The organism is Methylocaldum gracile (genome assembly GCF_053646815.1).
Genome location: NZ_CM132196.1, coordinates 1573362 through 1598078 on the forward strand (window position 1 = coordinate 1573362; position 24717 = coordinate 1598078).

A 24717-nucleotide genomic window follows, 5' to 3' on the forward strand; every position below is an offset into this window, starting at 1 on the left:
GGAGAGAATGGTCGGAGTACGGACGGCGGTCCGGGACTCCCCGGATTCGACGGGCATCCCGACGTATATTTGCACAAATCATTTTTGTGCAAATATACTTACCCCCCCGTGAGAAGCTCCGACCATGTGCCGACGTGATGTGACAGTTTATTGCCCTCTGACGCACAGGACGTCGGGACATCGGGTTTCTCACGTTCTTACCAAGAGAGTCGTCTTCGTTAAGCGGGGGATGGTCGGAATAAGGGGGGACACCTTATCGGGTAGCCCGAATGCCGCGTTACCCGGTCGAAATCTTCCGTTGGCGGCTTTGAAGCCTCAGTCCTCAGCGAGTTGGAAACGCTCGAGTCCAGTGCACGTCTCAGTACCTGCTCCTTAACAACTATACCTAATTCTCGGCGGAAATATCTTATGAGTATCTCTCCCAAGAAAATCTTTACGGGATTCGATTCGACGCGCTACACGGCGTACAACCTCGGCAATTTTCGCGAAATCCCGCAAATGGCACGGCTCAGTGAGGAGCAATTGTTCGAAATCGAAGTCGTGGGGCGAGTGCTGCCCTTCAAGACCAACAATTTCGTGGTCGACGAACTGATCGACTGGGATAACATCCCCGACGATCCGATGTTCATATTGACCTTTCCGCAGCGCGACATGCTGTTGCCGCACCATTACGAGGAAATGGCGGAACTCGTGAAAGCCGGCGCGAGTCCGGCCCTGATCCGCGAGGCGGCGGACCGTATCCGCTTGGAGCTCAATCCCCATCCGGCGGGCCAGTTGGATCTCAACGTCCCTCATTTGAACGGCGAACCTTTGCACGGCATGCAGCACAAATACCGGGAGACCGTGCTGTTTTTTCCGAGCCCGGGCCAGACCTGCCACGCCTACTGCACGTTCTGCTTTCGCTGGCCGCAGTTCGTGGGACTGTCCGGCTTGAAGTTCGCGAGCCGCGAAGCGGAACATCTGGTCGCCTATCTTAAGGCGCACCCGGAAGTGACCGATGTGCTCTTCACCGGCGGCGATCCGCTGCTCATGTCGGCGCGGCGGCTGGCCGATTACCTGGAGCCGCTGATCGCGGCGGATCTTCCCAATCTGCGCCATATCCGGATCGGCACCAAGGCGCTCTCCTATTGGCCTTACCGCTTTCTCACCGACGCCGATTCCGACCACATGGTCGCACTGCTTCGGAAAGTGGCCGCCAGCGGCAAGCATCTGGCAATCATGGCCCATTTCAATCATCCACGGGAGCTGGAACCCCAGCCGGTCCGGCAGGCGATTCAGAGGCTACGCTCGACCGGCGCGGTGATCCGCACCCAATCGCCGGTGCTCCGCCACATCAACGACGACCCGGCGCTATGGGCGCGGATGTGGAATGCCCAGGTCGACCTCGGCTGCGTTCCGTATTACATGTTCTTGGCGCGCGATACCGGCGCTCAGCATTATTTCGCCGTGCCCCTGGTGCGTGCCTGGGAGATTTTCCGGGAAGCCTACCAGCGGGTGAGCGGCCTCGGCCGTACGGTGCGGGGTCCCAGCATGTCCGCCTGTCCCGGCAAAGTCCAGGTGCTCGGCGTCACCGAGGCGGCAGGCGAAAAGATCATCACGATGCGGTTTCTTCAAGGCCGGAATCCCGATTGGATTCATCGTCCGTTCTTCGCCGAGTACGACGACAAGGCGACATGGCTGGACGAACTCAAACCCGCGTTCGGTCAGCCGCAGTTTTTCTTCCAGGACGAACTGGAACGGATCTATCGTGAATGCCAGTTCGCTTCATCGTAGGTTTAGAGAACTGAAATCGACAGGGGCCCGGACTGCAGCAGGCCTGTTTCAGGGTCTCGTTCGCGGCAACGGTCCGGGCGGTCGGGAGCGGATTATTCGCCTTGGATATAGCTCGACTGCGCTGTCGACAAGGAAAATCGGACTGATGCAACATAATTCCATTCGACATTCGAGTGAACATTCATCGTAGGATGGGTAGAGCGAAGCGAAACCCATCGATGGTGGGTTAGCCCTTCGACAGGCTCAGGACAGGCCCTTCGGCTCCGCGTAACCCACCGATTGAAGATCGCTCGGTGGGTTACAGCGGACGCGAAGCGCAGTGATTGGCGGTCGGTCAGTGCTGATGTGCGCCTAGCCAATCCAATCCAACGAAAATGAATGCCTGACCGAAAGCGATTGGGAATAAGGGAACTGATTTATTAACCCGGCCTATATTTATAGGCCGGGTTAATCCGGGGCAGGGATGCCCCGGCGCGGCGACAAGCCGCGTGAGCCCAGGCCGGGCGTGTACCGGGCCTGGGCGGCGGCCCGAAATACCAGGAGGGTATTTACGGGCCTGATTAATAACCGTTGAGCCACGCAACAGAACTGGATAAGGAGATCCTGCATGACCGTCAACCCCGGCTTTTTTTCGTCTTACAAACCCTTGCCCCTTGTGGCGGCCTTGGCAGCGGTCCCAAGCTTCCACAGCGCGGCGGCGGAAAGCGACGCTAGCCAAAATCCCTGGGCCTTCAACCTCACGCTCTACGCATGGCTGCCCGGCGTGGACGGCAAGTTTTCCGCGGGGCCGTTCAACAAGTCGGTCGACTCCACCTTCATCGACATCGCCGAGGAGCTCAGGAACTTCCCGCTGGCCTTCATGGGGCGGCTCGAAGCGCATTACGAGCGGCTGGGGATCTATCTGGACGGCAATTATGTGGGTCTGGATTTCGTGCCCCGGTTCGATCGGGGCATCAGCAAAGGCTTGTCGAGCCAGTTGGGCGTCATGGAGTATGGTGCCATGTACCGCCTGTTCGGCCCTGCCGCCTCGGAACGCATCGCCCACTGGGACGAAAAACCGCGATCCAACACGCTCGAGCTCTATGCCGGCGGACGCACCCTCTGGCTGGACAATCAGGTCGAGTTCAGGGGCATCGGCAGCGCCTCGACCGGCAAGAGCTTCACCAGTCCGGTCATAGGCGCGCGGTTCACGGTGCAACTCAGCCCGAAATGGTTCGTCCTGGTGGACGGTAACGGCGGCGGCTTCGGCGTTGACAACATCGACTTCGCCGGATCCGTGCTGGGGCTGGTCGGCTACCGCACCACCCTGTTCGGCATGCCTGCCTCGATCGAGGCAGGCTACAAGGCCTTGCGACTGGACGTGAGCAAGCGCATCATCGAAACCGATGTGACCCTGAGCGGTCCGTTCCTCGGGCTGACGGGCTATTGGTAGACATCGAGACGGGTAGTTTGGGCATGCACTCATGTCCGACACGGATGGACTGAAGAATAATTGGAGACTCCACCCATGCACATCGTTCCTTCGTTCCGGCTCGTGCTTCAGCCGTTCGTTCTTTTCCTAGGTTTGATCCTGTTGATGAATGGAGCCGCCCTCGCCGAGAGGAAGGCCGCCGACCCGCTGCCGTCCTGGAACAGAGGCCAAACGAAGCAAGCCATCCTGGTGTTCGTAAAGAAGGTGACCGACAGGAAGAGCAGCGATTACGTTCTGCCCGCCGAACGCATCGCCGTGTTCGACAACGACGGCACCCTGTGGGCCGAGCAACCACTGTATTTCCAGGGACTGTTCGCGCTCGACCGGGTGAAGGCGCTGGCCCCGCAACATCCCGAATGGAAGGAGCGGCAGCCGTTCAAGGCCGTGCTGGAAAACGATCTGACGGCACTCGCGGCCCGCGGCGACAAGGGGCTGGTCGAACTGGTCATGGCCACCCATGCCGGCATGACCACGACCGAGTTCGCGGCCATCGTCGAGGACTGGCTGGCAGAGGCCCGGCACCCCAAGTTCGGGCGGTCTTACACCGAACTGGTCTACCAGCCCATGCGGGAACTGCTGGCCCACCTCCGCGCCAACGGTTTCAAGACCTACATCGTCTCGGGCGGCGGGATAGATTTCATGCGGCCTTGGGTCGAAAAAGCCTACGACATTCCGCCCGAACAGGTGGTGGGGAGCAGCATCGAGACGAAGTTCGAACTGCGCGACGGCAAGCCGGTGCTGGTAAGGCTGCCGGAGGTGGATTTCGTCGACGACCGGGCTGGCAAGCCGGTGGGCATCCACAAGTTCATCGGGCGACGGCCCATCGCCGCCTTCGGCAATTCGGACGGTGACCTTCAGATGCTTCAATGGACGGCGGGTGGCGAAGGGGCGCGGCTCATGGCGCTGATCCACCATACCGACGCCGAGCGCGAGTGGGCCTACGACCGCGAGTCGTCCGTCGGCCGGCTTGACCAAGCGCTAGACGAGGCGAAGACTCGCGGCTGGATGGTGGTGGACATGAAGCGGGACTGGAAGCGGGTGTTTCCATTTTCCGAGTGAGCCGAGTAATTCCATTCGGCATTCGAGTGAATATTCATCGTAGGATGGGTAGAGCGAAGCGAAACCCGTCGATGGCGGGTTAGCCCCTAGTCTCCGCTCAGGACAGGCTCCGCGTAACCCACCGATTAGAGGCCGCCCGGTGGGTTACGGCCTCGCGGCCTAACCCACCCTACAAAGTTGATTCCCCATTGAAAGATTGAAAGCAATTTTGAATAAGCGTTCGATGCGCACGCGTTCAAGGCCTGGACTGAGATCAATAACTCGTGTGCGGGTGTATCCAAGCGGGTGCGGTCTGCTATTACAGGACCGAGGTCCGTTAGAGGCTGATGTCGGGTTTGGCTATAACTTTCAAGCGGAATGCAAGACAAAGAATTAAGGAGTACAGGGATGGTCGAAGCTGGAATGAGACCGGCAACAAATCGTCCGAATTCAAGGCTGGGTTTGAGTCTGTTGTGGCTTGTAGCGGCGCTGGTGGCCGCCTGCGCGACGACGTACCTCAAGGATTCCTGGAAGGACCCGCAGTTCAGCGATGTGCCGTTTCGCAAGGTCCTGGTCATCGGGGTCAGCCGCAGCGATGCGAACCGACGTCTGTTCGAGGACGGTTTCGTACAGGCGCTGCGCACATCCGGAACCGAAGCCTCGGCGAGTTATTCGCTGCTGCCGGAAGAAGGCCCCCTGCCGAAAGAGAGAATCAAGCAGGCGGTTGCAAAAACCGGCGCCGATTCGGTGCTGGTCACACGGGTCCTCCGGGTGCAACGCAAGCTGGACGTCAGCCCCGGTTACGTCGGACCCGGTCCAGGATTTTACGGCTGGTACGGGGCAACCTGGGCGGCCGCGCCGGAAATCCACGCGTATGACGTTATGACCATCGAGTCGACGCTGTGGGGCATCAAGCGCGAGCAAGCGGTGTGGTCGGGAATCAGCGAGTCGATCGACCCGAAGGATGTCACCAAAGTGACCCGGGAGCTGGCTGAAGCGCTGATCGCCAAGATGAAGGAAGACAAGGTGTTGTGACCGACGCCGAAGCGGCTCCCTCTCGAATCGAGGACACCGGCCCCCCTTGGCCAGAAAGCGTATGGAAACCTGCGACGACGAGTTCCGTAACGAGAAGAACTCCAACCGGGAGGGCGCCTTCCGCATTCCGGTGTTGCTGCGCTGGCCCGGCAAAATCCCGGCGGGCATGGTCTCCAACGAAATCGTCCAGCACCACGACTGGCTGCCGACGTTTCTCGCGGCGGCGGGCGAGCCGGATATCGTGGAAAAGTGCAAGAAAGGCCACCAGGCGGCGGGCAAGACCTTCAGGGTCCATATCGACGGCTACAACCTGCTGCCCTAGCTGACCGGCCAGGAGGCGAAAAGCCTGCGCCAGAAGGCGGCCAGCTTCACCATCGATCAGGCCCTGGCGAAAATGAACGAAGGCGCCAGCGGCGCCGGGTGCTGAGCGTTCGCATATGCTGGAACTACCCCGCGGACACGGCCGAAGAACGCGAGAGAGACGCTCATGGGCGTGGCCGCGCTGCTGTTGCTTGTGGTTAAGGTCAGCATCCTTCTCATCGTCTTCGGCCTTGGCCTTTTCCGCAAATCCCAGAGGCGCTGGGTATCTGTTCCGTAGACCGGTGCGGCTGGTTCGGTGGCTGCCGCTGTTCACCCGATGTTACTCGGACGGGTCGGGCCTTCCGGCCGGTCCGAGATCACCCAGCACTTCTTCCACCAGTTCCCGCAGCTTGGGTTTGACCTCTTTCAAGGCGGTCCGGCCCTGGTCGGTGATCCGGTAGTACTTGCGTGCCTTGCCGCCCACCACGGTTCGCTCGACGCTGAGATAGCCCGCCTTCTCCAGGCCATGAAGAATGGGATAGAGCGTGCCGGGGCTCAGGCGATAGCCGTGGCGCTGAAGTTCCTCCAACATCGCTGCGCCGTAGAAGGGCTCCTCGGCGGCGTGGTGAAGCAGGTGGACTCGGACGAAGGCGAGGAATATGTCGTAATACAATTTGCTCATTCGTTTTCGATCATCGACCCGGCCCGCCGGCTGCCGGAAGGTGGAGCGTAGCGGCGTCTGGAGTGAGTCGGGTGCGGTGCCTAGCCGGATGATCGGCGTGATGCGCTGGAAGCGTCATGCCGCCGCTTCGCGACCGCGTGCCAGAGGAGACCGGCGGCAATAAGTCCTAAACCGGTCAGCCAAATCTGCCGCTCCACCCAGAACGCCAGGAACAGACACGCCAGTAATCCCAGTCCCGCGACCCAGGGCGGATAAAGCCGCTGCTCGGCAGGCAGCCGCAGCGCCGCGGCATTGGTCAGGGCATAGTAGATCAAGACGGTGAATGCGCTAAATGACCACGTCGTTTTGACATTGCCGATCAGCACGAGCCCGCCGATAACCACACCTACCGCCAGTACGGCCCAGTAAGGCGTCGTCTTGGCTTCATCGAGGCGTTCAAAAATGACCGGCATATCGCGGCGGCGGCCCATCGCCAGCAGCACGCGCGACAGTCCCAGAATCAGGTTGAGCAGCACGCCCAACATGGCCGTCACGGCACCGATCGCCAGAATGTGCGGGCTGAAAGGGATGGGAAACTGCCGCGAGGCCACGGCCAGCGGTGCGGCTTGTGTGCTCGTCGCACCCGTCGCCGCACCGCTCAGCCCCTCGGCTCCAGCGGCTCCGACGCCGACCGCCGCCACGGCGATATAGAGCACCATGGTCACGATCATGGTGAGGATGATCGCTGTGGGAATCGTGCGCTTCGGTTCGTGCACTTCCTCGCCCAAGGTAGCGATACGTCCATACCCCGTGTAAGCCACGAACATCAAGGCGGCCGCGTGAAACAATGCGCCGAGAGGGCCGGTCTCGTCCGCTCTGGGCGCGAAAAACGGCGTGAAGTTGGCGCCCGATGTGACCGACAAGCCGGCCATGACGAAGAAAAGCAGACTCAGCAGGGTCACCGAGACAATGACGACGTTGGTCACGTTTGAACGGTGGATGCCGCTCAGCGCAACCAGCGTGAGCGCTATCACCGCCGCCAGCGCCAGAAGGACCAGATAATCCTGCGAGAGGCCCAAGGCGCCCAGCGTGTAACCGGCGAAACCCAGGGCGGCGGTGGCAGCGGAGGCGGACTTGGCAATCAGGAACATCCAACCGGCGGTGAAGCCCAGCCAGGGATTGAGGTATTGATAGCCATACTCGTACGTGCCGCCGCTGACGGGATGGCTGGCGGCGAGTTGGGCGCTGCCGAGTCCATTGCAGATGGCAACCAGGGCCGCCAGCACGATAGCCAGAATGGCGGATGGCCCGGCGATGCCCGCCGCAATGCCGATGCTCACGAATACGCCCGTGCCGACCATGGCACCCAGGCCCATCATGATCGCACCGAACAATCCCAATCGCCGTTGGAGTCGAGGCGAGCCAGGGGCCTGTGTTGCTTGACGGATCCGTGGTTCGCTCATCGTTTCACCTCACGCCAGCGCCGGCGACCGTCAGGACCATTCCGTATCGAACGGATCGCGCGTCGAGTTCAGCACGGTGAGACGGGTCAAACGACTTCATGGGATGTTCTCCGATTGCATTCAGGTCCGAGGCGAAATCATACTATCGAAATCCGTTATCGGATATCGATAATATATCGTGCCGGGGTTGTGCGAGGCCCCGACAAGCGATATCTGTCTAAGGAGATAAATCGCTTTCTTGGCGGACACCACGAACGGAGGGATGGACGATGAAGGTACTCATCATTTTCAACAGGCCGCCCTATGACGGTACCGACGTGACATGGAATGGGCTGCGGCTGGCGGGGAAACTGCTTGAAGCCAGTCAGGATGTGCGTATTTTCCTGATAAATGATGCCGTCGACATGGCGCGGGACACTTGTAAAGTTCCGGAAGCTTACGACCAGGACCTCGTCATGATGCTCAAACAGTTGATCGCAAGAGGCGTTATCGTGAAAGTTTGCGGAACCTGCATGGCGCGATGCGGCATCCATAAGAACCAGCCTTACTACGAAGGCGCACGCCAGTCCACCATGGCCGAGCTTGCGGAATGGGTGGTCGATAGCGACAGGGTCATCACCTTATGAACTGCCGGCTCAACCATCGCGACGGCGGTCCCGCTGGGGAAACTCTGAACAAGTGGATTCCGTTCATGGTTCGACAAGCCTGTCCTGAGCCAAGTCGAAGGGCTCACCACGAACGGAATCCATACCTTACCGTTCGTCCTGAGCCTGTCGAAGGACTTAATCAGAGCTTCCCTAAAGGACGCGGCTCCGTTTCATCGTTGGCCCGCCGGACACGGGGCGTCCCCTGGGCAGCGGCTCTTCTCGCGGTTACGGTTCACGCCCAGGAGGCGGGGCAGCCTTTGATGGAAAAGGCCAAGCAGCTGTTCGAACCGCTCCCCAAGGATATGGCGACCGAAGAGTTCCCGACCGATCCCGCGCGTGTCGCACTGGGCCGGAAGCTGTTTTTCGATCCCCGGCTTTCCCTGGACGGCACCGTGAGTTGCCAGACCTGCCATCGTCCCGGCCTGTACGGAACCGACGCCTTGCCTAAATCGATCGGCGCCGAACATCGCCTGAACGCCCGCAACGCGCCCACCGTGCTCAATGCCGCGCTCCAGTTCAAGGCCCTCTGGATCGGCAATCGCGCCGACGTGGAGGACCAGGCCATGAAATCGCTGACGGGACAGACCAGTTTCGGCAATCCCGAAACTGCGGCCGTGATCCGGAAGCTCAAGGCGCTGGGCTACGAAGCCGAGTTCAAACAAGCCTTCCCGAACGATCCGGAGCCGGTGAAGCCGGAGAACTGGGGCAAGGCCATCGGCGCCTACGAGCGCACCCTGGTGACGCCGTCGCCCTTCGATGCCTATCTCAAAGGCGATGCCAAGGCCCTGACGCCTCAAGCGCGGAATGGCTTGAAGACCTTCATCGACCTCGGCTGCGTCTCCTGCCATAACGGGGTGGCTGTCGGTGGATCGGCATTCCGGAAATTCGGGATGTTCGGGGATTACTGGACGGAGACCGCCAGCCCGTCGATCGACGAAGGTCGTTTCAAGGAAACCCGGAATCCCGCCGACAAGTATCTCTTCAAGGTCCCGGGCCTCCGCAACGTGGCCATGACTCCGCCGTATTTCCATGACGGTTCGGTGGCCACCCTGCCGCAAGCGGTGCGCATCATGGGCAAAGTGCAACTCGGCAAAGAGCTCACCGACCAGGATGTCAGCGACCTGGTAGCCTTCCTGAACAGCCTGACGGGCGAGTTGCCCAGGGAATTTGCCACCGAGCCGGTATTGGCGCCACGGACCTTCTCGGCGACGCCGCCATGATTCGCAGGAAGACTCCTGCTGAACCGCTTAAAGCGTTTTCATCTCGCTCGTACGGCAAAACAGGCTTGGCGGACGTCGTTGGCGCCTTCGGCTAGGGTAGATCGATTCAAGCTTTCGTAGGTCGGCAATCCTTTGCCGACGAACCCGTTGGCCCAACGGCGGCGTCGGGAAGGGATTCCCGACCTACTCGCCAGTGCCCGTACAGTAGGTATGAAAACGCTCTAGCCAGCGACTTTATCGCTGAAAGGAAACTCACTTCATCCGACCACGCGCGGTCTTCAACCCGGTATCTACTTGTTGTCCGTTGAAACGGATTGCAGTCCCGGTCCGTTTCGATTTCAGGCTTCCACACGTCGGCTACAGATTCGAGGTTGCTCGAAGGTCGGAAGCCAGCTCAACGTCGTGGCGCCCATGGATTTCAACAGAGTCACGAATACCTCGGTGGATATTTTCGGACGCGCGCTTCCAACAGCCTGGAATTCCGCGGTTCCCTGATTGTCATACTGTTTCACGGCTGGTGAACCGTGTCCCAGTAGGGTTGCGATATCTCGCCAGGAACTCTGTTGTCTCTGTTCTAAGGAGCTGAACATGACTAGCAACTCTCTCGCCTTCCCACTTCGATTCTCCAGACTTGCATTTTCGGGCGCCTCCCTGGGTAGAACCCTGCTCAAGCGGTTGCGCGACACCGTGATCGGTGTTCCGGTCGCGGTCCTGCTTTTCACCCTGCAGCTAAACCACGCTGTCGCAGCACCGGCGGAGACCACTTCCTCCGGCTCGACAACAGTGCGGCTTGCGCCAGAGTTTGTGCAGGCGCTGAATGATCTCGGGGTCACGCCCGACGCCATATCACCGGCCCAGTTGCGGATGAACTCGGACGGGGTACGGGCCATCTTTCCGATTACAACGGGCGTGGTGGACCTCGAGCCTGTGCGCGCCGAGATAGACCACTCGGGCGGGCTCTCGCTCACGGCTGGCGACACCCGCGTGGAGCTTTCCAGCTTTATCATCGATCTGACCGGAGACCGGCCCGTCTTGACCGGTCTGGTGGTGGCGAACGACGATCTGGTTGCGCGCCTGCCCCTGTTCGACCTTTCCCTGGAGGCCGCGAAAGTCGATAGCGGCGACGATGTCCTAACGGTGGAGGAGGTCAAGGTCACCCTATCGGAGGAAGCCGCCAGTGCGCTGAACCAGCAGTTCGGCGTCCAGGCTTTCACGAAAGGCTTTCCGATCGGTCAAGCTAACGTGCGCGCCGTTCTCGGATCTGAGGACTAGACATACGGCACATCCGCTGACAGGCGGGTTCGCCGGGGGTTCAAACAGCCGGATCAGCGATGATTCGGCTGTTTTCTTTCTGTAAAAAGGGAAAGGGGATAGGCTTTGCCACCGAGCATTCGGGGAAACTAGGACGGTAGATTCGAGTTCCGATGCTGCCGCAAGGTGCTGAAGTGCCGAGGTCAGCAATCGACCGGTTTGAACCATCCAATCCACGTGAGTTGACTGTGGCAGAGCAACGTCCACTTCCTCCGACCGCGAGTGGTTTTCCACGAGGCATGTCGTCCCGACAAGGGAATTGCTGCATTCCCGGCCCAACTTGATTTCAATCCTTCTACACGCCGGCTACAGCGGCTCGACGAGCGGCACGCCGTATTCCTTCAACAACTTGTTGACTTGGCCGCGCTTCCTTGCCAGCGCTTCATCGAGCGCGGCCCGCAACGGCTCGTCGCCTTTTCGCACGCCCATCGCGATCGAAAATTCGAACGGCTGCGCTTGCGCCTCGGCGGGCGTCGGCAGGGGTACGACCTCTAGCTTGACCGGCTGGCGTTTGGCGAAGTAGCCCGCCAGCGGTCCCCAGGCGATCGCGACATCGACCTCGCCTCGGGAGACCGCCTCGATCAGGCGTGCCGGCGGATTGGGTTTCCGATAGTCGCCGTAAATGCTGTAGCCGACCACGTTCCGGATGATGCCGCGCCGTGCCAGGGCTTCGGCCGGGGGCGGATTGCTGTAGTCGTCGCCGATGAAGTGAAGACCGATCCTGAGCGTCCGAAGTCGCGGATCGTCGAGCGAACGCGGCGCGTAGCCGGCGTTCTTGCGGTATACTAGGGCGTAGCTGGAGCGGTAGTACGGTCGGGTCGTCAGGGCCATTTCGAATCCGCTAGGCACGCCCATGACCAGGTCGCAGCGCCCTGCGCTCAGCGTGTTCCGAAAGAAGCCACGGCGCTGTGCCCACCAGGTGTACTCCAGCTTGCGGCCGAGTTCGCGGGCCATGATCTTCGCCAGGCGATTCTCGAAGCCTTCGCCGCGCTGGTTGGAGAAGGGCAGGTTGTTGGGATCGGCGCAAATCCGCAGGATTTTCGTCCCTTCAGCGGCATAGGCGCTCGCGGCGACGCTCAGCGACAAACACAATGCCATCCGGCGCAAGCCTCCGATCATGGCTGCTCCTCCGGCAGCGCGAAGACGTATAAGGTGCCGCCTTCGCCCGTGACTTTGGGCAAGTCCTGCATCGCCCCGACGAAACCCAGTGCGCCGTACGGAACCTTGGGGTCCAACTCGCCCGACACCACCGCGCCGGACCAGCCGCCGACGCCCGCCAGCACCGCGACATATTGTTTGCCATCGGGGCCCCGGTAGGTGATGGGCTGGCCGATCACGCCTGAGCCGGTCCGAAACTTCCACAACTCCCGGCCGGTCTTTGCGTCCACCGCCTTGAACCAGCGGTCCATGGTCCCGTAGAACACCACATCGCCCGCCGTCGCCAGGGCGCCGCTCCAGGCCGGAAACGGCTCCTCGATGGCCCACACTTTCTTGTTCTGGACCGGGTCCCAGGCGGTAAAGAAGCCGCGGTTGCCGCCCGGTCCCGCCTTCATCGCGACTTCGGCGCCCACATAGGGCGTTCCCGCGATATAGCCCACTTCCATGGTTTTCATGTCGAAACAGAGGTTGTTGTGCGGCACGTAAAGAAAGCCCGTGCGCGGCGAATAAGCCATGGGCTGCCAGTCCTTGCCGCCCGGCGGGGCGGGGCAGATATCCTTCACGAACTTGCCGAGCTGCGGACCCTTTTCCAGAGCTAATTCCGCCTGACCGGTCTTCACATCGACGCGCTTGACCGTGTTGGTATAGACGAACGGCTCGGCGGAAATGATTTCGCCGGTCAGCCGGTCCATCACGTACATGTAGCCGTTGCGGTCGGCATGCACCAAGACCTTGCGATCCTGGCCGCCGATATTCAGGTCGAGTAGCACGTTCTCGTTGATGCCGTCGTAGTCGTAGAGATCGTGCGGATTCCACTGGTAGGCCCAGCGCGCCATGCCGGTGTCGGGATCGCGGGCGAACACCGAAGAGGTCCATTTGTTGTCGCCGGGGCGTTGCACGGCATTCCAGGGGCCGGCGTTGGAGGTGCCGTAATAGATCAGATCGGCTTCCGGGTCGTAGGAAATCCAGCCCCAGACCGTTCCGCCGCCGATTTGCCAGGCCGTCTCGGACGGCCAGGTGGTCGCCCCCAGGTTCTCGCCGGTTACGTAAGGCGGCTTGAAATCCGGTCCGATCAATACGTCCTTGTCCGGCCCCGTGCTGTACGCCCGCCAGAGGATCCGGCCGTTACGGGTATCGAGCGCGGTGATCCAGCCGCGCACGCCCATCTCGCCGCCGCTGTTGCCGACCAGAACCTTGTTCTTCACCACGATGGGGGCCATGGTCATGGTTTCGCCCATGGCGATTTCGCCCAGCTTGGTTTTCCACGCTTCCTTGCCCGTGGCCGCATCGACCGCCACGGTATGATTGTCCAGCGTGTTGAAGAAGATTTTTCCCTCGGCGTAGGCCGCCCCGCGGTTCACCACGTCGCAACAGGCCACGCCTTGCGCGGCTCGGCTGGGGTTCGGCTTGTACACCCACTTGATCGCGCCGGCCTGATTCAAGTCCAAGGCGTAGAGAAGATTGGGCCAGGGGGTGACGAGGTACATCGTATCCTTCACGACCAGCGGCGCCGCCTCGTGGCCGTTGAGCACTCCGGTCGAAAACACCCAGGCGACGCGGAGCTGTTTGACGTTGCCGGCGTTGATCTGATCCAGGCCGCTGAAGCGGGTATTGGCGTAATTCTTGGCGGCCATCACCCATTGGCCGTCGTCCTGAGAAAGGCGGACGACCTCGTCCGAAGCCGGGGCATTCGCCAGCCATCCCGAACAGGCGGCAGAAATCAGCAAACACAGCATCGATCGGATCATCCGGTCTCTCCTCCAGCTGTAGATCAACAATCCTTTGCCGGAAAGCCGGCTTGTCGACCCGCTGTGTCGGGAAAGGATTCCCGACCTACTTCGGGCGCGACGTTAATCGTAGGTCGGCAATCCTTTGCCGACAAATGCGCCGTGAAAGGATTCCCGACCTACATCGGACGCGGTCCCAGCCATTCAGCGCAGAGTCTGGAGATAGGCGAGCACCGCCTGCAATTCCGGGCCGGAGAGATCCATGGTCGGCATGAAGCAGCCCGGCTTTTGCGCCTGCGCATCCGCGATCCATCCTCCGAGATTGCCCACCGTATTCGGGAGCGTCCCCGCGCCGATGTAACGCCGGCTCATCAGATGGGTCAGGTCGGGACCCAAAATGCCATAGGCAGCGGTTCCGCGGACGGCATGACAGACGCCGCAACGCTCGATGAACACCTGGTAACCCTCACGTTCGAGCTGCGCCACGGAAGGCGCTGCGCCGGCATCGCCGGCCAGGCAGATCGCGAGCGCGACGAGGTGCTTGAGTACCGTTGCCTTCATCGTTGGGAGCCGCGTCCACGACCCGAATCGGGATGGGCCGGCTTTTCCGTCGAGCCGGCGTCCGGTGCGGGCGCTCCGCCGAGCGTTCGGATATAGGTCACCAGTTGCCAAATGGACTGCGGCGGCAAGGCCCGGCTCCAGGCCGGCATACCGTTGGGACGGCCTTGCGCGATGCTGAGATAGATCGCGGCGGGTTCTCCGCCGTAGATCCAGTCGCGGTCGCTCAAGGGCGGACCCATGCCGCCTCCGCCCAAGGGGGCATGACAACCGCTGCAATTCAGGCTGTCGAACAGCTTTCGTCCCTGCACGATGGCGCCGGCATCGTTCGCGTACGGATTCTCGATCGGCAGTCCGCGCCGCGGGACGATCGGATTGCCGGAGATGGGCACTTCCAGCAATTGGGCGGCGCTGGGGCGATGCAGCGGTCTCGCCCCCCATTCCTGGCCAAATACGGGAAATAACGCCGATGATGCCGCTGCCGCGGCCGAGCTCAACAATACAAGGCGCTTAATGCTTCCCATCTAAAGCGGCCGATAAACGATTGAGGCGGGCGATACCTCAAATTAGACGAAAACGACGCGTCTGTCGTTAGCGGATATTACGTATGATCGAACGCGCCGGCAGGCTGAATCCGCGACTCTTTCTCGATCCGAAGCGGCGGAACTCCCACGATCTCGAAGGTTGCCGAAGCGAGTTCGATGCCGGCCTGTTCGAAGCCCTGGAGGATGTCGCGGCTCAGCGCGTCCTTGGCTTCGCGAATGCCGCGGTCGCGCACGATGAAGCGCACGGTCAGCTCCAGCCAATTATCGGTCAGGCGGTAATAGACCCGCGGCCCGATCTCGGTCGGTTTCAGGAAATAGCGCCGCTGCATCTCTTCCAAGGCCTCCTGCCCGAGCTTATTGGTCGTGATCGTGTGGCGCAGGGCAGCTTCCGTGACGATGCGCTCGGCGCGTTCGCGGTCGGCCCGGTACGGAATCGGGAGGCTCAGTTCTTCCCAAATATAGGGGAAGTCGCGGGTGTAGTTGTAAACCGGCTCGTCGAAAATCCTGGCGTTGCTGACCGTGACCAGACGGCCGGTGTATTCCCGGCTTCGCACCCACATGGCCGGATCGGCAGCCTGCACCGACGGCGGCTGGCCCATTTCCATGATCGTCGTCTGCATGAAGCCCAAGGCCACCACATCGCCGCGCACGCCGCCCATGACGATGCGGTCGCCCACATGGAAGGTCTTGCCTCTCAAGATCACGAAATAACCCGCTGCCGCGGTGACCACCCGCTGCAGGGCGAAGGCGAGACCTGCCGTCACGAGGCCCAAGGCGGTGGCGAGCCGGGTCGGGTCGTTGAACCAGATGGAGGCGAGTCCCAACAACAACAGAAAGGCGGTAATGAGCTGGATCGTTTGGCGCGCCCAGAATTCGGTCTGCTCGTCGGGGCGGCGGCGGAAGATGAATTTCGAGCCCTGACGGATCGCCCATCGCAACAGAAAAATCATGGCGATCAGGAGAAGACTCATCAGGAGCTTCTTGCCGTTCTCGGCATTGATGCCGACCAGCCGAATCCCGAAAATTTCCACGGCCCGGCTAGGGCCCACCAAGCGAATGATTTCATCCATGTCGGCAGTTTCCTGTTCGCCTTTACGGTACCGACCGGCGACGGACGGTTTTTATCCGCATTGGCTCGAATCCGGAAAGACAGAGCCCGATCGCGCAGCCTTTATTCCCCGAACGGCAGTTCCAAGCCCAGCGCCCGCAGCACCACGTCGACCATAAGAAACATCCCGAATCCGACCAGCAGAATTCGCAGCACTCGGGGCAGCCAACGGCGAAACAGCGTTTCCAGCCTGGCCCTCCACGGCACTTGCCGGCCGGGCAGCAGCTTATGGATCAGCAGCAGAATCAAGAGAGGCTAGGCCGCGGTCGAGGTCTCGTGTTCGCTGCCGCGCACCCCCGCCAGGCTCGAAGCGCCGCCGGTGTCGATGTTTTGCAGGACGCTGAAGCTGCCGTCGGTTTCCAGAACCACCGCGCCCACTTGGTCGGGCGACGCGATCCCCTGGGTGCGGAGAGCCTGCAGGATTTCTCCCTCGGTAACCCGTTCCGCCTTGAGCGCCGCGTGCAGGAATTGGCCTCGATGGAACAGCAGGCGCGGTTCGTCTTTGACCATACGGCTTACCGTGCTGGACCGGGCCGACAGCCAGGCCAAAGCCCACTGAAGAAAGATGAGCAGGGCGAAGGCCAGCACGCCATCGGCCAAGGTCACGTTCTTCGTCAGCAACACCGTCGCCAAGGTGGAACCCAATGCCACGGTCACCACGAGGTCGAAGGCGTTGAGCTTGGACAGGGTGCGTTTGCCCGAGACCCGCAAAAGCAGCACCAGCAGGACATAGGCGCACACACCCACCACGCCGGTTCTCACGAGACTCATCCAATTGTCGAAAAACATAGTGCCTCCTTGCGGTAAGAAATCCTTAGAAATATTAATCAGGCCCGTAAATACCCTCCTGGTATTTCGGGCCGCCGCCCAGGCCCGGTACACGCCCGGCCTGGGCTCACGCGGCTTGTCGCCGCGCCGGGGCATCCCTGCCCCGGATTAACCCGGCCTATAAATATAGGCCGGGTTAATAACACTGCCGTTCGCCGCGTCGTCGAATGTCCAGGGTGGCGCAATGGAACGAACCGCCGAACGGCGCATAGCTCGCAAACGAGCAGGGAATCGGCTCGAAGCCGTGCCGTTCCAAGAGCCGTATCATCGACGGCTGGTCTTTTTCGACGATCATTCGCTTTTCGTCGATCGAGAGCACGTTGACGCTCAGCCAACGGCTGGACATGGATACGAGCTGTAGAAACGTGCTCGGCGTCGGATCGGGCTCGGGTGCGACCAGGATATCCCAAGACTTGAGCATCTCCGGAAGCCGGCCGACGTCGACGTATTCCGGATTGACCAGCAACCGGCTTTCCGCCAAAGGCAGAATGGTGGTGTCGATGTGCATGGGTTGCCGGCAGCGGCTTTCGATTTCGTGAACGCGGATAAATGCAACGTCTCTACCGTGATTCATGGGGTTTGCGCACAAGCCTCCGATGCCCTTTCTCGCCGGCCGATTGACATTTCACATTGCCGGAACGGAGGCCGTTCCACTATGCCTTATCGAAGTGACTCGGGCGGCATTGGATTGTTCCCTATGGCGGCATAGGTATCTGCACAATTTGTCACCCGGCACGGAAGGGTGGCTTTGGATGCTTGTGTAGATGCCTTGGTTAGGGCTGGCGGGACTATGTCTTAGCCGCGCGAAGGTTTAGAATCGATTCGGCGCTAACGGCAAGGATCGCCGGCGGGTGTTTCTTTCTCGGAAGTAATTGCACGTCTATCTGACATGGAGGTCCGATGGTGCATTCAATTCTAAACGCTACAGCGGCGGAGGCTCTGGCCATCGCCATTCGCAAACGTGTTCGCGGCGAGGTCCGGTTCGATTTCCGCAGCCGCGCGCTCTACGCGGCGGACGCAGCCGACTACCAGCAGATGCCGATCGGCGTGGTCATTCCGCGCGACGTCAACGACGTGGTCGAGACCGTTGCCGCCTGCCGCAAACACGATACGCCCATCACGACGCACGGGGGAGGAACCCGCTTGGCCGTGCCGTGGCGCAACTCCGTCGTGATCATCGACATGTCCAAGTATCTTCGGGGCGTTCTCGCCATCGACCCCTCACGGCAGCGGGCAGTCGTGGAGCCGGGATGCGCACTCGATTCTCTGCGGAGTAAAGCGGAGGAGCACCATCTGACCTTCGGTCCCGACCCATCGAACCACGTTCACTGCACTCTGGGCGGCATGATAGGCAGCAACGCGTGCGGACTGCACTCGGTCATGGCCGGGCATACCGCCGATAATGTCCACAGGTTGGACATCCTCACTTACGACGGGCTGCGCATGACCGTCGGTCCGACCTCGGAGGAGGATTTGGAGGCCATCATTCGCGGCGGCGGCCGGCGCGGGGAGATCTATGCCGGCCTAAAGGCGTTGCGCGACAAATACTCCGATACGATCCGGGCACGCTTTCCCAAGATTCCGCGCCGCCTCTCCGGCTATGCGATAGATCAATTGCTGCCCGAGAACGGCTTCAATCTCGCTCGCGCACTGGTCGGTACCGAGGAAACCTGCGTTATTGTCCTGCATGCGGAATTGCGCCTGGTGCCGAGCCCGCCCGTGCGCACGCTGCTGGTGCTGGGTTATCCGGACATTTTCCGGGCCGCCGACCACATTGCCGAACTCATGGCGTTCAAACCCATCGGCCTCGAAGGCATCGACGACTCGCTCGTCAGGTCCATGAAGGCCAAACAAATGCGCTTGGAGGAATTGCAACTGCTGCCTGCGGGGCGCGGCTGGCTGATCCTGGAGTTCGGAGGCGAAACGCAGGAAGAATCCGCCGGCAGAGCGCGGCAACTCATGGACGAACTGCGCTGCAAACCAGGGGCTCCGTCCATGAAGCTGCTGGACGATCCTCGCGATGAAGCCCGGATACGGAAGTTCCGGGAGGCCGGACTTACGGCGACTACCCATGGGGCGGGATTGCGGATGGTCCGGCCGATTTGGGAGGATGCGGCCGTGCATCCTCAGGATGTCGGTCCGTATTTGAGGGAATACCGGGCGTTGCTCGATAAATACGGTTATCGCTGTTCTTTGTACGGCCATTTCGGCGAGGGCTGTATCCACTATCGGATCGACTTCATCGCGCACGAACGCATCCGACATTGGAGGGCTTTCGTCGACGAAAAGACGGACCTTGTCGTGCGTTACAACGGTTCACTGTCCACCGAACAGGCCGACGAACCGGCACAAGCGGACCTTTTGCCCAAACTGTACGGCGACGCGTTGGTTCAAGCATTCCGCGAGTTCAAGGCGATTTGGGACCCGCAGAACCGGATGAACCCGGGCAGGGTGATGGATTCGTTCTCGTATGCGAGACCATTGCATCTGAGACGGGCGATGTGACTTCTAATGCAGGCTCCGGTTTTGCTGATGCTCGCCGTTGGCCGATCTCTTCTGCCATGGCTATGGCGACTGCAATAGCATTTTTCGGTTTGGTTGTAGAAAGGTTCGTCGGCAAAGGATTGCCTACCTACGCCTAAAACTGACGATATAGTAGGTCGGCAATCCTTTGCCGACGAACCGCGTCAGGACTCGGCCAAGGCCCCCGTTCGGCTTTCGTCGACGAAGCGCTCGGTAGCCTCGTCCAGCGCGCGCGGCTTGCGTTCGCGGATCTCGTGGACGTAAAGGGTTTGCGGCTTGAATTTCTGCTCGCTGCGTTCGGGCGGCAGGGACATCTCGTATTTGACCGGGCGCCGGTGGTCCGCCAGTTGCAGTTCCGGGTTGAAGACGCTGTTGAATTTCCACAGGCTTTTCAGGAAGTTGGTCTGGCCCCGCAGCAGACGGCGGAAGACGATGCCGGCCGCGCCTTTGAGGGATTCCCAGCCCATGTGTTTCAGATTGAGCACCTGCTGGGTTTTCACCAGTTCCGCGTAGAACTCGGGCAGCGGCAGCCGGGTGGGCAGGACGGCATGCTGGATGTCGAACAAACGGTAGTCGCGGGTGGTCAGCTTTCGTGATTCGGTGTGCCAGGTTTCGGTGCCGGGGTAGGGCGTGTTGACGCTGATGTTGACGATCTCCGGAATCTCCAGACACCACTGGCGGATGGTTTCGAAGCGGTCCCGGTCCCAATCGGGGTCGGCGATGATGTTGATGGCGACGGTGATCCCCAGGGAGCGGGCGAATTCGAGCGCCTCGAAGTTCTTGGACAGGCTCACCCGCTTCCGATAAAGAGCGAGACCGGCCTCGTCGATGGCCTCGACCCCGAGAAACATGTATTCCATGCCCAGCGTTTTCCAGAACCGGAACACGTCCTTGTTGCGGAGCAGCACGTCGCCCCGTGTCTCGAGGTAATACTCCTTCTTGATTCCGCGTCGGGCGATGGCTTCGCCGATTTCGAAGCCGTGCTTGTCCTGGATGAAAGCCACGTCGTCGACGATGAAGACGCCGGGTTCCCGGACGCGGCTCAGGTCCTCGACGATCTTCTCCGGGCTCATCACGCGGTAGCTGCGGCCGTAAAAGGTCCAGGCGCTGCAAAAGGAGCAGTCCCAGGGACAGCCGCGGGTGAATTCGACCGAGGCACAGGGATCGAGAGTGCCGAGGAAATATTTGCGGCGATGCCGCACCAAATCCCGAGCCGGGCTGACATCGTCGAGATCGGCCACGAAGCCGGGCGGCGGACCTTCGCCGTCGGCCGTGACGGCTCCCGGTACCTTATGCACCGAATCGCGGTCGTGCTCGATCGCCTCCAAGAGCTTCGGAAATCCGGCTTCGCCCTCGCCGCGCAGCACGCAATCGATCTTGCCCTCGCCGTGTTCCAGCAGGTCCTTGGCCGTGAACGAGGCGCTGTGCCCGCCGATGCAGACGAAGCTGTCGGGTAGCCGGTCCTTGGCGTCCTTGGCGAGATCGATCACTTCCGGAACATTGGCCAGGTAATTGAGGGCGAAGGCCACGACGTCTGGCCGCCAGGTTTCCAGCATCCGGTAGAAATCCCGGTGGGTCTCGACCTGAAGATCGATCAGGCGGACCGAGTGCCCCAGGCGGCGTGCCGATTCCGCCACCATTTCCAAACCTAAAGGCTCGAGACGGAGAAAGACCTTGGTGTACATCAGGGGACTGGGGTGGACGGCGAGAATTTTCATGGAGTGATCTCTTCTAGTTATTGGTTTGTCGATTCGTTCAGGAAAATCCTTGTTCCGCACCATCGGTCGGTGTCGGGTCAAAAGCAGACTATGAAATTTGGAGTCCATGTCAATGACGGAAATTCCTTTGAGGCGGCGCTCGCCATAAGAAAATTGTCATTCCGCCGGATTTCACGGGCTAGAGCGTTTTCCGAATCGGTGTAAGGGACTCGGATATGTAGGTCGGCAATCCCTTGCCGACGTATCGGCTCGGCGAAGGGCTTTGTCGGAAGGGTCGCGACTAAAGCGACCGTTTGCGATTGGAAGGGCAGCTCTGGCGCTCCCAGAGATGCCGTTTGCGATTGGAAGGGTCGCGACTAAAGCGACCGTTTGCGATTGGGAAGGGATTGCTGACCTACGTTCTCCCCTCCTGGAACGAATCCGTACACCGGGATAGAAAACGCTCTATGAGGGCACGGGGCGCGCGCCGGTCGAGCAGGTATTCGGTCACGGGCGCCGGCTGCGGCGAGAGATATCGCGGCACCGGCTCGGCCTATCTCTCGTCTGAACGGTCGCCCAGCAGCGGCTTCAATGTGGTCAGAATGTCCCGCCGGTTCTGCGTGTACCAGAGATTGCCGAGATGGCCGCCGCGGGGGTAAATGGTTGCGCGGTCGCCGAAGATCCGTTCGGCGAATGTCAGGTCTTCGCCGGACACGAGGAAATCATCCGCATTGTGCATGAGATAAACCTTCGGATTGTCGCGCAAGGCCGGCGCGATGCCTTTCAGTGATGACTCTCTGACCAATTCCTCGAAGCCGAGCTTCCGTTTGCTGGTCCGCTCCAAATGCGGCACCAGGACCCGTTCGAGATAGCTCATGAGGTCGTACGATCGGGCTTCTTCCAGGCGGGCGCTTCGATATCCCCAGGTAATCGGTGCCCGGAGAAATCCCATCGCCGGATGAACCAAGGCGCTGACGTAAAGCGAGCTTCCCACGGGCTGACGCAAGGTCCATCCGATCAGATAGCGTATTTTTTCATCGTCCAGCTTGAGACGCCGGTCCCAGTGGGCGAAATAATCGGGATCCTCGATGTCCCGGCTGAGGGCGGCACTGCCAGTGCCGATGGCGTAGGACTGGATGTTCGATCTCTGCGTTTCCGTGTAGCGAGCTTCCAAGTCCGCCAGCTGCTCAATTGTGCGGATCGCCCCGAGCAGATCGATGGGAGGGTTGATCAGGAGAGTGGCGTCGAAGCCGATTTTCTTTCTTTCCGAGTCGAGTTTGCTCAAATGGGCCGCGGTCAACGCGCCGTGGCTCATCCCAATCAGGCCGATTCGGGTAATTTCCGGATGAAATCGCTCGCGTACGGCGTTCAGAGCCGATTGCATGGCTCGGTACATGTCCTCGCTGTCCCTTTCGGTGAGGCCGGGCAAGGCCGAGCGGCTGGCACCCAAGGTGAAGTTCCAATGAAACGGGGAGGGCAGCGACAGCACTTGAAAACCATGGTCCGTAAGCAGCTGCGCGAGATAACGGGCGGCGCCCGAATAGGCGGAACCGCCGAATCCCGGCAGGAGAAACACCAGCGGCGCAGGTCCCGGATGCGGCGAATAGCGGATACGCAGTTTTCCTTTGCCTTCCAGCAGGTAAACACCGTTCCGGCCCGGAATCAGCTCCAGGTCCAAATGCTGGGTTTCCTCCCAGACATAGCGTTGTTCGCGGTCTTTCAGGATGGCGACGGTGGCGGTGGCGAGATAAGGATTCTTGTAGGGGTAGCGGTACGACGACTCGTCCACTCGTTTGGCGGACGCGATCTGGCAGATGCACAGCAACAATACGGCCGAGATTCCGCGCCATCGAAACATCGGATTTTTCCGGCGATATGGCATATCAGTCCTCGCTGAAGAAATCTGGCGTCTTCACGCCGGCCTGGTCCGCATGCAGCTTTACGCTTTGACTTAGGAGCCTGGAAACGGCAGTGGGCCGTTGTGGAGGATTGCGAAGAATCCCCCTGTCGCCTCTAGTGCACAGTGTTTGGTCCCGACTCTGGACCGAAGAGAACGTTCTACGCCTGGCCGGCTTATCCGGTATTGCCATGAGCAATCACAGGCGGCGCTTGCCGCCGGCACGTTCCATAACGTCCCACCGTTGACCGACAGGCGGCGATACCATCTGTGGAATTAGACCAGAGCGGGCATAACCGGTGCAACGGCGACGTGTGCGGCCCGCTGGGGTTAAGACCTGGTGGCGTTCGCTGCACCGAATTGGAAAACACTTGAGTCATCCACTCTGCCATGTCGGTTTGAACGACTGTCACCCATTCAAAAGCCACCCCAACCACCGGCGCATTCAAGCCGTCCGCCGGTGTGAACTTCGCCAGGCCGGGATTTCAATGAGGATGACGACATTCTCCCGCCAAAGCGTTCAGAACACGACCTCCTCCCCGAAGAAGCGCTGAAAAAGCCCTTTCGGGTTGGGAGGAGGTCGGGTAAGGGCTTTTCGATTAGCCAGTTACGCGCAGCGGTGGCTTCGGTGGACGAGTAATCGGCGCTTCCTTGGGCCGGAGGGCGGCTTGCCGGTCCGACCAACCCGGCGCGAGCGTCGTGCAGCAGCGTCACTCCCGCGAACAAGATGACTAGGGTCGTCACTTTCGCCCGACAAAACTGTCAGTACTCATCGCTCATGCGTTCGGGGTCATTCAGGTTTCATGCTTTCTTCCAGTTTTGCCTTTCCTGATTCATAGCGATTATGTCGTCCGAGCCCAAAGTGGAAAAGCTTGCTTCCGCTCAGTGGCACGGGATATGCCAGGACACTGGACGATCGCGCGCAAACCCGCGGCGATAGTAACCGAGTTAGCAAAGCGGCGACGCCAGAGACAGCGGGGAAAGGCGCCCCATGCTGGGATTACGGGCTGTGCCGCAGCGCAAGATGCCGTGACGCATCGTCGCGGGAAATGCGGGAACTCCGGAAAGAATGCGCAAATTCCGTACTGAATTCCGTGGCGACGAACCGTATCCGGTTGGCCGGTCGAATCTCAACGTTCCTTAGTTTGAACGGAACGCTCCTGTCTCGCTGTTTCGAATTACTAACAGGATTCGAAAACGCCATATCTGTATTTTAGGGGGGTTAATGAAAGTATTATTAAAAGTTTTACTAAACCATTTTTTTATTACTCTTGGTAATTCACTTCCAAGATACCTCTATTTCAATAAGATTCGACCAAGTTTTTATAGGATGGCAGGCTTAAATATCGAAAAGCGGGTAGTAATCACCGGGCCCCTTTCTTTGCGCGCAGATACTACGAATAAGATATTTATATCAGAAGGCACATATTTCAACAGCGAAACGAGATTTGGTTGTCAAGAGAGTGAAATACGAATCGGAAGGCACTGCCTGATCGGACCGCGGGTATCGATTGAGTCTGCAAGCCACGACGTTATTCACGAGGAGGGCAAAGGCAGAAGAGTCTTCACCAAACCTATAGTAGTGAAAGATAAAGTCTGGATAGGTGCAGGAGCGATTATTTTGCAGGGAGTTACGATCGGTGAAGGGGCGGTGATTGCGGCCGGAGCCGTTGTTCATAAAGACGTTCCGGACTACACGGTAGTCGGCGGGGTTCCTGCGAAGATACTGAAAAAAATTCAGGCATAAAGCTTTTGAT

General features: G+C 60.3%; 22 protein-coding genes. 10 read left to right on the plus strand and 12 right to left on the minus strand.

Annotation, left to right across the window (positions count from 1 at the left end; genetic code table 11):
* Nucleotides 1–408: 408 nt before the first annotated feature.
* The 5 genes from ACWJJK_RS06875 to ACWJJK_RS06895 all read left to right on the plus strand — a co-directional run bounded on the left by ACWJJK_RS06875 (nt 409) and on the right by ACWJJK_RS06895 (nt 5639).
* Nucleotides 409–1773: a KamA family radical SAM protein gene (locus ACWJJK_RS06875; RefSeq protein WP_086134158.1), complete on the plus strand. Its 1365-nt coding sequence runs from the start codon at nt 409–411 to the stop codon at nt 1771–1773.
* A gap of 607 nt (nt 1774–2380) precedes the next feature.
* On the plus strand, nt 2381–3205 hold the full coding sequence (locus ACWJJK_RS06880; protein WP_454128778.1) for a hypothetical protein: 825 nt from the start codon (nt 2381–2383) through the stop codon (nt 3203–3205).
* Nucleotides 3206–3280: 75 nt separating this feature from the next.
* Nucleotides 3281–4303, plus strand: coding sequence for an HAD family hydrolase (locus tag ACWJJK_RS06885; RefSeq protein ID WP_454128779.1), 1023 nt, complete (start codon nt 3281–3283; stop codon nt 4301–4303).
* 402 nt (nt 4304–4705) lie between these two features.
* The gene (locus ACWJJK_RS06890) at nt 4706–5317 is read left to right on the plus strand and encodes a hypothetical protein (RefSeq protein WP_156879812.1); all 612 of its coding nucleotides are present in this window, start codon (nt 4706–4708) and stop codon (nt 5315–5317) included.
* 46 nt (nt 5318–5363) lie between these two features.
* Nucleotides 5364–5639 (plus strand): sulfatase/phosphatase domain-containing protein, encoded by a 276-nt coding sequence (locus tag ACWJJK_RS06895; RefSeq protein WP_454128780.1) that lies wholly within the window; start codon nt 5364–5366, stop codon nt 5637–5639.
* 318 nt (nt 5640–5957) lie between these two features.
* Here the strand turns inward: ACWJJK_RS06895 and ACWJJK_RS06900 are convergent, their stop codons facing one another.
* Nucleotides 5958–6299, minus strand: coding sequence for a PadR family transcriptional regulator (locus ACWJJK_RS06900; RefSeq protein ID WP_077730680.1), 342 nt, complete (start codon nt 6297–6299; stop codon nt 5958–5960).
* An 80-nt stretch (nt 6300–6379) separates the two neighbouring features.
* On the minus strand, nt 6380–7741 hold the full coding sequence (locus tag ACWJJK_RS06905) for an APC family permease (protein WP_156879813.1): 1362 nt from the start codon (nt 7739–7741) through the stop codon (nt 6380–6382).
* A 269-nt stretch (nt 7742–8010) separates the two neighbouring features.
* Here ACWJJK_RS06905 and ACWJJK_RS06910 point away from each other — a divergent pair, with 269 nt between their 5' ends.
* From ACWJJK_RS06910 to ACWJJK_RS06920, 3 genes are all read left to right on the plus strand, one after another.
* Nucleotides 8011–8367 (plus strand): DsrE/DsrF/TusD sulfur relay family protein, encoded by a 357-nt coding sequence (locus ACWJJK_RS06910; RefSeq protein ID WP_077730678.1) that lies wholly within the window; start codon nt 8011–8013, stop codon nt 8365–8367.
* Between the two features lie 197 nt (nt 8368–8564).
* Nucleotides 8565–9608, plus strand: a complete 1044-nt coding sequence (locus ACWJJK_RS06915) for a cytochrome-c peroxidase (protein WP_454128781.1) — start codon at nt 8565–8567, stop codon at nt 9606–9608.
* Between the two features lie 588 nt (nt 9609–10196).
* Nucleotides 10197–10880, plus strand: coding sequence for a hypothetical protein (locus tag ACWJJK_RS06920; RefSeq protein ID WP_156879815.1), 684 nt, complete (start codon nt 10197–10199; stop codon nt 10878–10880).
* Nucleotides 10881–11225: 345 nt separating this feature from the next.
* Here the strand turns inward: ACWJJK_RS06920 and ACWJJK_RS06925 are convergent, their stop codons facing one another.
* The 8 genes from ACWJJK_RS06925 to ACWJJK_RS06960 form a co-directional block, all read right to left on the minus strand.
* Nucleotides 11226–12038: a substrate-binding domain-containing protein gene (locus tag ACWJJK_RS06925; protein WP_156879816.1), complete on the minus strand. Its 813-nt coding sequence runs from the start codon at nt 12036–12038 to the stop codon at nt 11226–11228.
* Complete coding sequence (locus tag ACWJJK_RS06930; protein ID WP_156879817.1) at nt 12035–13825, minus strand: methanol/ethanol family PQQ-dependent dehydrogenase; 1791 nt, start codon at nt 13823–13825, stop codon at nt 12035–12037. The genes ACWJJK_RS06925 and ACWJJK_RS06930 overlap by 4 nt, the downstream gene beginning before the upstream one ends.
* Before the next feature lie 183 nt (nt 13826–14008).
* Entirely contained in the window at nt 14009–14365 is a 357-nt protein-coding gene (locus ACWJJK_RS06935) for a c-type cytochrome (protein WP_156879818.1), read from the minus strand.
* Nucleotides 14362–14886, minus strand: coding sequence for a c-type cytochrome (locus ACWJJK_RS06940; RefSeq protein WP_156879819.1), 525 nt, complete (start codon nt 14884–14886; stop codon nt 14362–14364). Before ACWJJK_RS06940 ends, ACWJJK_RS06935 begins: the two co-directional genes overlap by 4 nt.
* Before the next feature lie 77 nt (nt 14887–14963).
* Nucleotides 14964–15977 carry a mechanosensitive ion channel family protein gene (locus ACWJJK_RS06945; RefSeq protein WP_077730670.1) on the minus strand — a complete coding sequence of 338 codons (1014 nt, stop codon included), beginning with the start codon at nt 15975–15977 and terminating at the stop codon, nt 14964–14966.
* Between the two features lie 101 nt (nt 15978–16078).
* Nucleotides 16079–16264 carry a hypothetical protein gene (locus ACWJJK_RS06950; RefSeq protein ID WP_086133500.1) on the minus strand — a complete coding sequence of 62 codons (186 nt, stop codon included), beginning with the start codon at nt 16262–16264 and terminating at the stop codon, nt 16079–16081.
* A 6-nt stretch (nt 16265–16270) separates the two neighbouring features.
* On the minus strand, nt 16271–16804 hold the full coding sequence (locus ACWJJK_RS06955; protein ID WP_077730668.1) for a DUF421 domain-containing protein: 534 nt from the start codon (nt 16802–16804) through the stop codon (nt 16271–16273).
* A 175-nt stretch (nt 16805–16979) separates the two neighbouring features.
* Nucleotides 16980–17417, minus strand: coding sequence for an amidinotransferase domain-containing protein (locus ACWJJK_RS06960; protein ID WP_156879820.1), 438 nt, complete (start codon nt 17415–17417; stop codon nt 16980–16982).
* A 326-nt stretch (nt 17418–17743) separates the two neighbouring features.
* Here ACWJJK_RS06960 and ACWJJK_RS06965 point away from each other — a divergent pair, with 326 nt between their 5' ends.
* Nucleotides 17744–19348 carry an FAD-binding oxidoreductase gene (locus tag ACWJJK_RS06965; RefSeq protein ID WP_086133502.1) on the plus strand — a complete coding sequence of 535 codons (1605 nt, stop codon included), beginning with the start codon at nt 17744–17746 and terminating at the stop codon, nt 19346–19348.
* 182 nt (nt 19349–19530) lie between these two features.
* On the opposite strand, the gene hpnR is transcribed toward ACWJJK_RS06965, so the two are convergent.
* On the minus strand, nt 19531–21084 hold the full coding sequence (gene hpnR, locus ACWJJK_RS06970; RefSeq protein WP_434130735.1) for a hopanoid C-3 methylase HpnR: 1554 nt from the start codon (nt 21082–21084) through the stop codon (nt 19531–19533).
* Nucleotides 21085–21616: 532 nt separating this feature from the next.
* On the minus strand, nt 21617–22921 hold the full coding sequence (locus ACWJJK_RS06975) for an alpha/beta hydrolase family protein (RefSeq protein WP_454128782.1): 1305 nt from the start codon (nt 22919–22921) through the stop codon (nt 21617–21619).
* Nucleotides 22922–24185: 1264 nt separating this feature from the next.
* Between ACWJJK_RS06975 and ACWJJK_RS06980 the strand changes: the two genes are divergently transcribed.
* Nucleotides 24186–24707 (plus strand): acyltransferase, encoded by a 522-nt coding sequence (locus ACWJJK_RS06980; protein ID WP_139841022.1) that lies wholly within the window; start codon nt 24186–24188, stop codon nt 24705–24707.
* Nucleotides 24708–24717 lie beyond the last annotated feature (10 nt).

Bases quoted from the DNA above. Each gene is read 5' to 3' on its own strand.
- ACWJJK_RS06940 (WP_156879819.1), bottom strand. From the start codon at position 14,886: ATGGGAAGCATTAAGCGCCTTGTATTGTTGAGCTCGGCCGCGGCAGCG.
- ACWJJK_RS06955 (WP_077730668.1), bottom strand. From the start codon at position 16,804: ATGTTTTTCGACAATTGGATGAGTCTCGTGAGAACCGGCGTGGTGGGT.
- ACWJJK_RS06945 (WP_077730670.1), bottom strand. From the start codon at position 15,977: ATGGATGAAATCATTCGCTTGGTGGGCCCTAGCCGGGCCGTGGAAATT.
- ACWJJK_RS06880 (WP_454128778.1), top strand. From the start codon at position 2,381: ATGACCGTCAACCCCGGCTTTTTTTCGTCTTACAAACCCTTGCCCCTT.
- ACWJJK_RS06885 (WP_454128779.1), top strand. From the start codon at position 3,281: ATGCACATCGTTCCTTCGTTCCGGCTCGTGCTTCAGCCGTTCGTTCTT.
- ACWJJK_RS06965 (WP_086133502.1), top strand. From the start codon at position 17,744: ATGGTGCATTCAATTCTAAACGCTACAGCGGCGGAGGCTCTGGCCATC.
- ACWJJK_RS06900 (WP_077730680.1), bottom strand. From the start codon at position 6,299: ATGAGCAAATTGTATTACGACATATTCCTCGCCTTCGTCCGAGTCCAC.
- ACWJJK_RS06920 (WP_156879815.1), top strand. From the start codon at position 10,197: ATGACTAGCAACTCTCTCGCCTTCCCACTTCGATTCTCCAGACTTGCA.
- ACWJJK_RS06875 (WP_086134158.1), top strand. From the start codon at position 409: ATGAGTATCTCTCCCAAGAAAATCTTTACGGGATTCGATTCGACGCGC.
- ACWJJK_RS06930 (WP_156879817.1), bottom strand. From the start codon at position 13,825: ATGATCCGATCGATGCTGTGTTTGCTGATTTCTGCCGCCTGTTCGGGA.
- ACWJJK_RS06980 (WP_139841022.1), top strand. From the start codon at position 24,186: ATGAAAGTATTATTAAAAGTTTTACTAAACCATTTTTTTATTACTCTT.
- ACWJJK_RS06960 (WP_156879820.1), bottom strand. From the start codon at position 17,417: ATGAATCACGGTAGAGACGTTGCATTTATCCGCGTTCACGAAATCGAA.
- ACWJJK_RS06925 (WP_156879816.1), bottom strand. From the start codon at position 12,038: ATGATCGGAGGCTTGCGCCGGATGGCATTGTGTTTGTCGCTGAGCGTC.
- ACWJJK_RS06905 (WP_156879813.1), bottom strand. From the start codon at position 7,741: ATGAGCGAACCACGGATCCGTCAAGCAACACAGGCCCCTGGCTCGCCT.
- ACWJJK_RS06890 (WP_156879812.1), top strand. From the start codon at position 4,706: ATGAGACCGGCAACAAATCGTCCGAATTCAAGGCTGGGTTTGAGTCTG.
- hpnR (WP_434130735.1), bottom strand. From the start codon at position 21,084: ATGAAAATTCTCGCCGTCCACCCCAGTCCCCTGATGTACACCAAGGTC.
- ACWJJK_RS06910 (WP_077730678.1), top strand. From the start codon at position 8,011: ATGAAGGTACTCATCATTTTCAACAGGCCGCCCTATGACGGTACCGAC.
- ACWJJK_RS06935 (WP_156879818.1), bottom strand. From the start codon at position 14,365: ATGAAGGCAACGGTACTCAAGCACCTCGTCGCGCTCGCGATCTGCCTG.
- ACWJJK_RS06975 (WP_454128782.1), bottom strand. From the start codon at position 22,921: ATGTTTCGATGGCGCGGAATCTCGGCCGTATTGTTGCTGTGCATCTGC.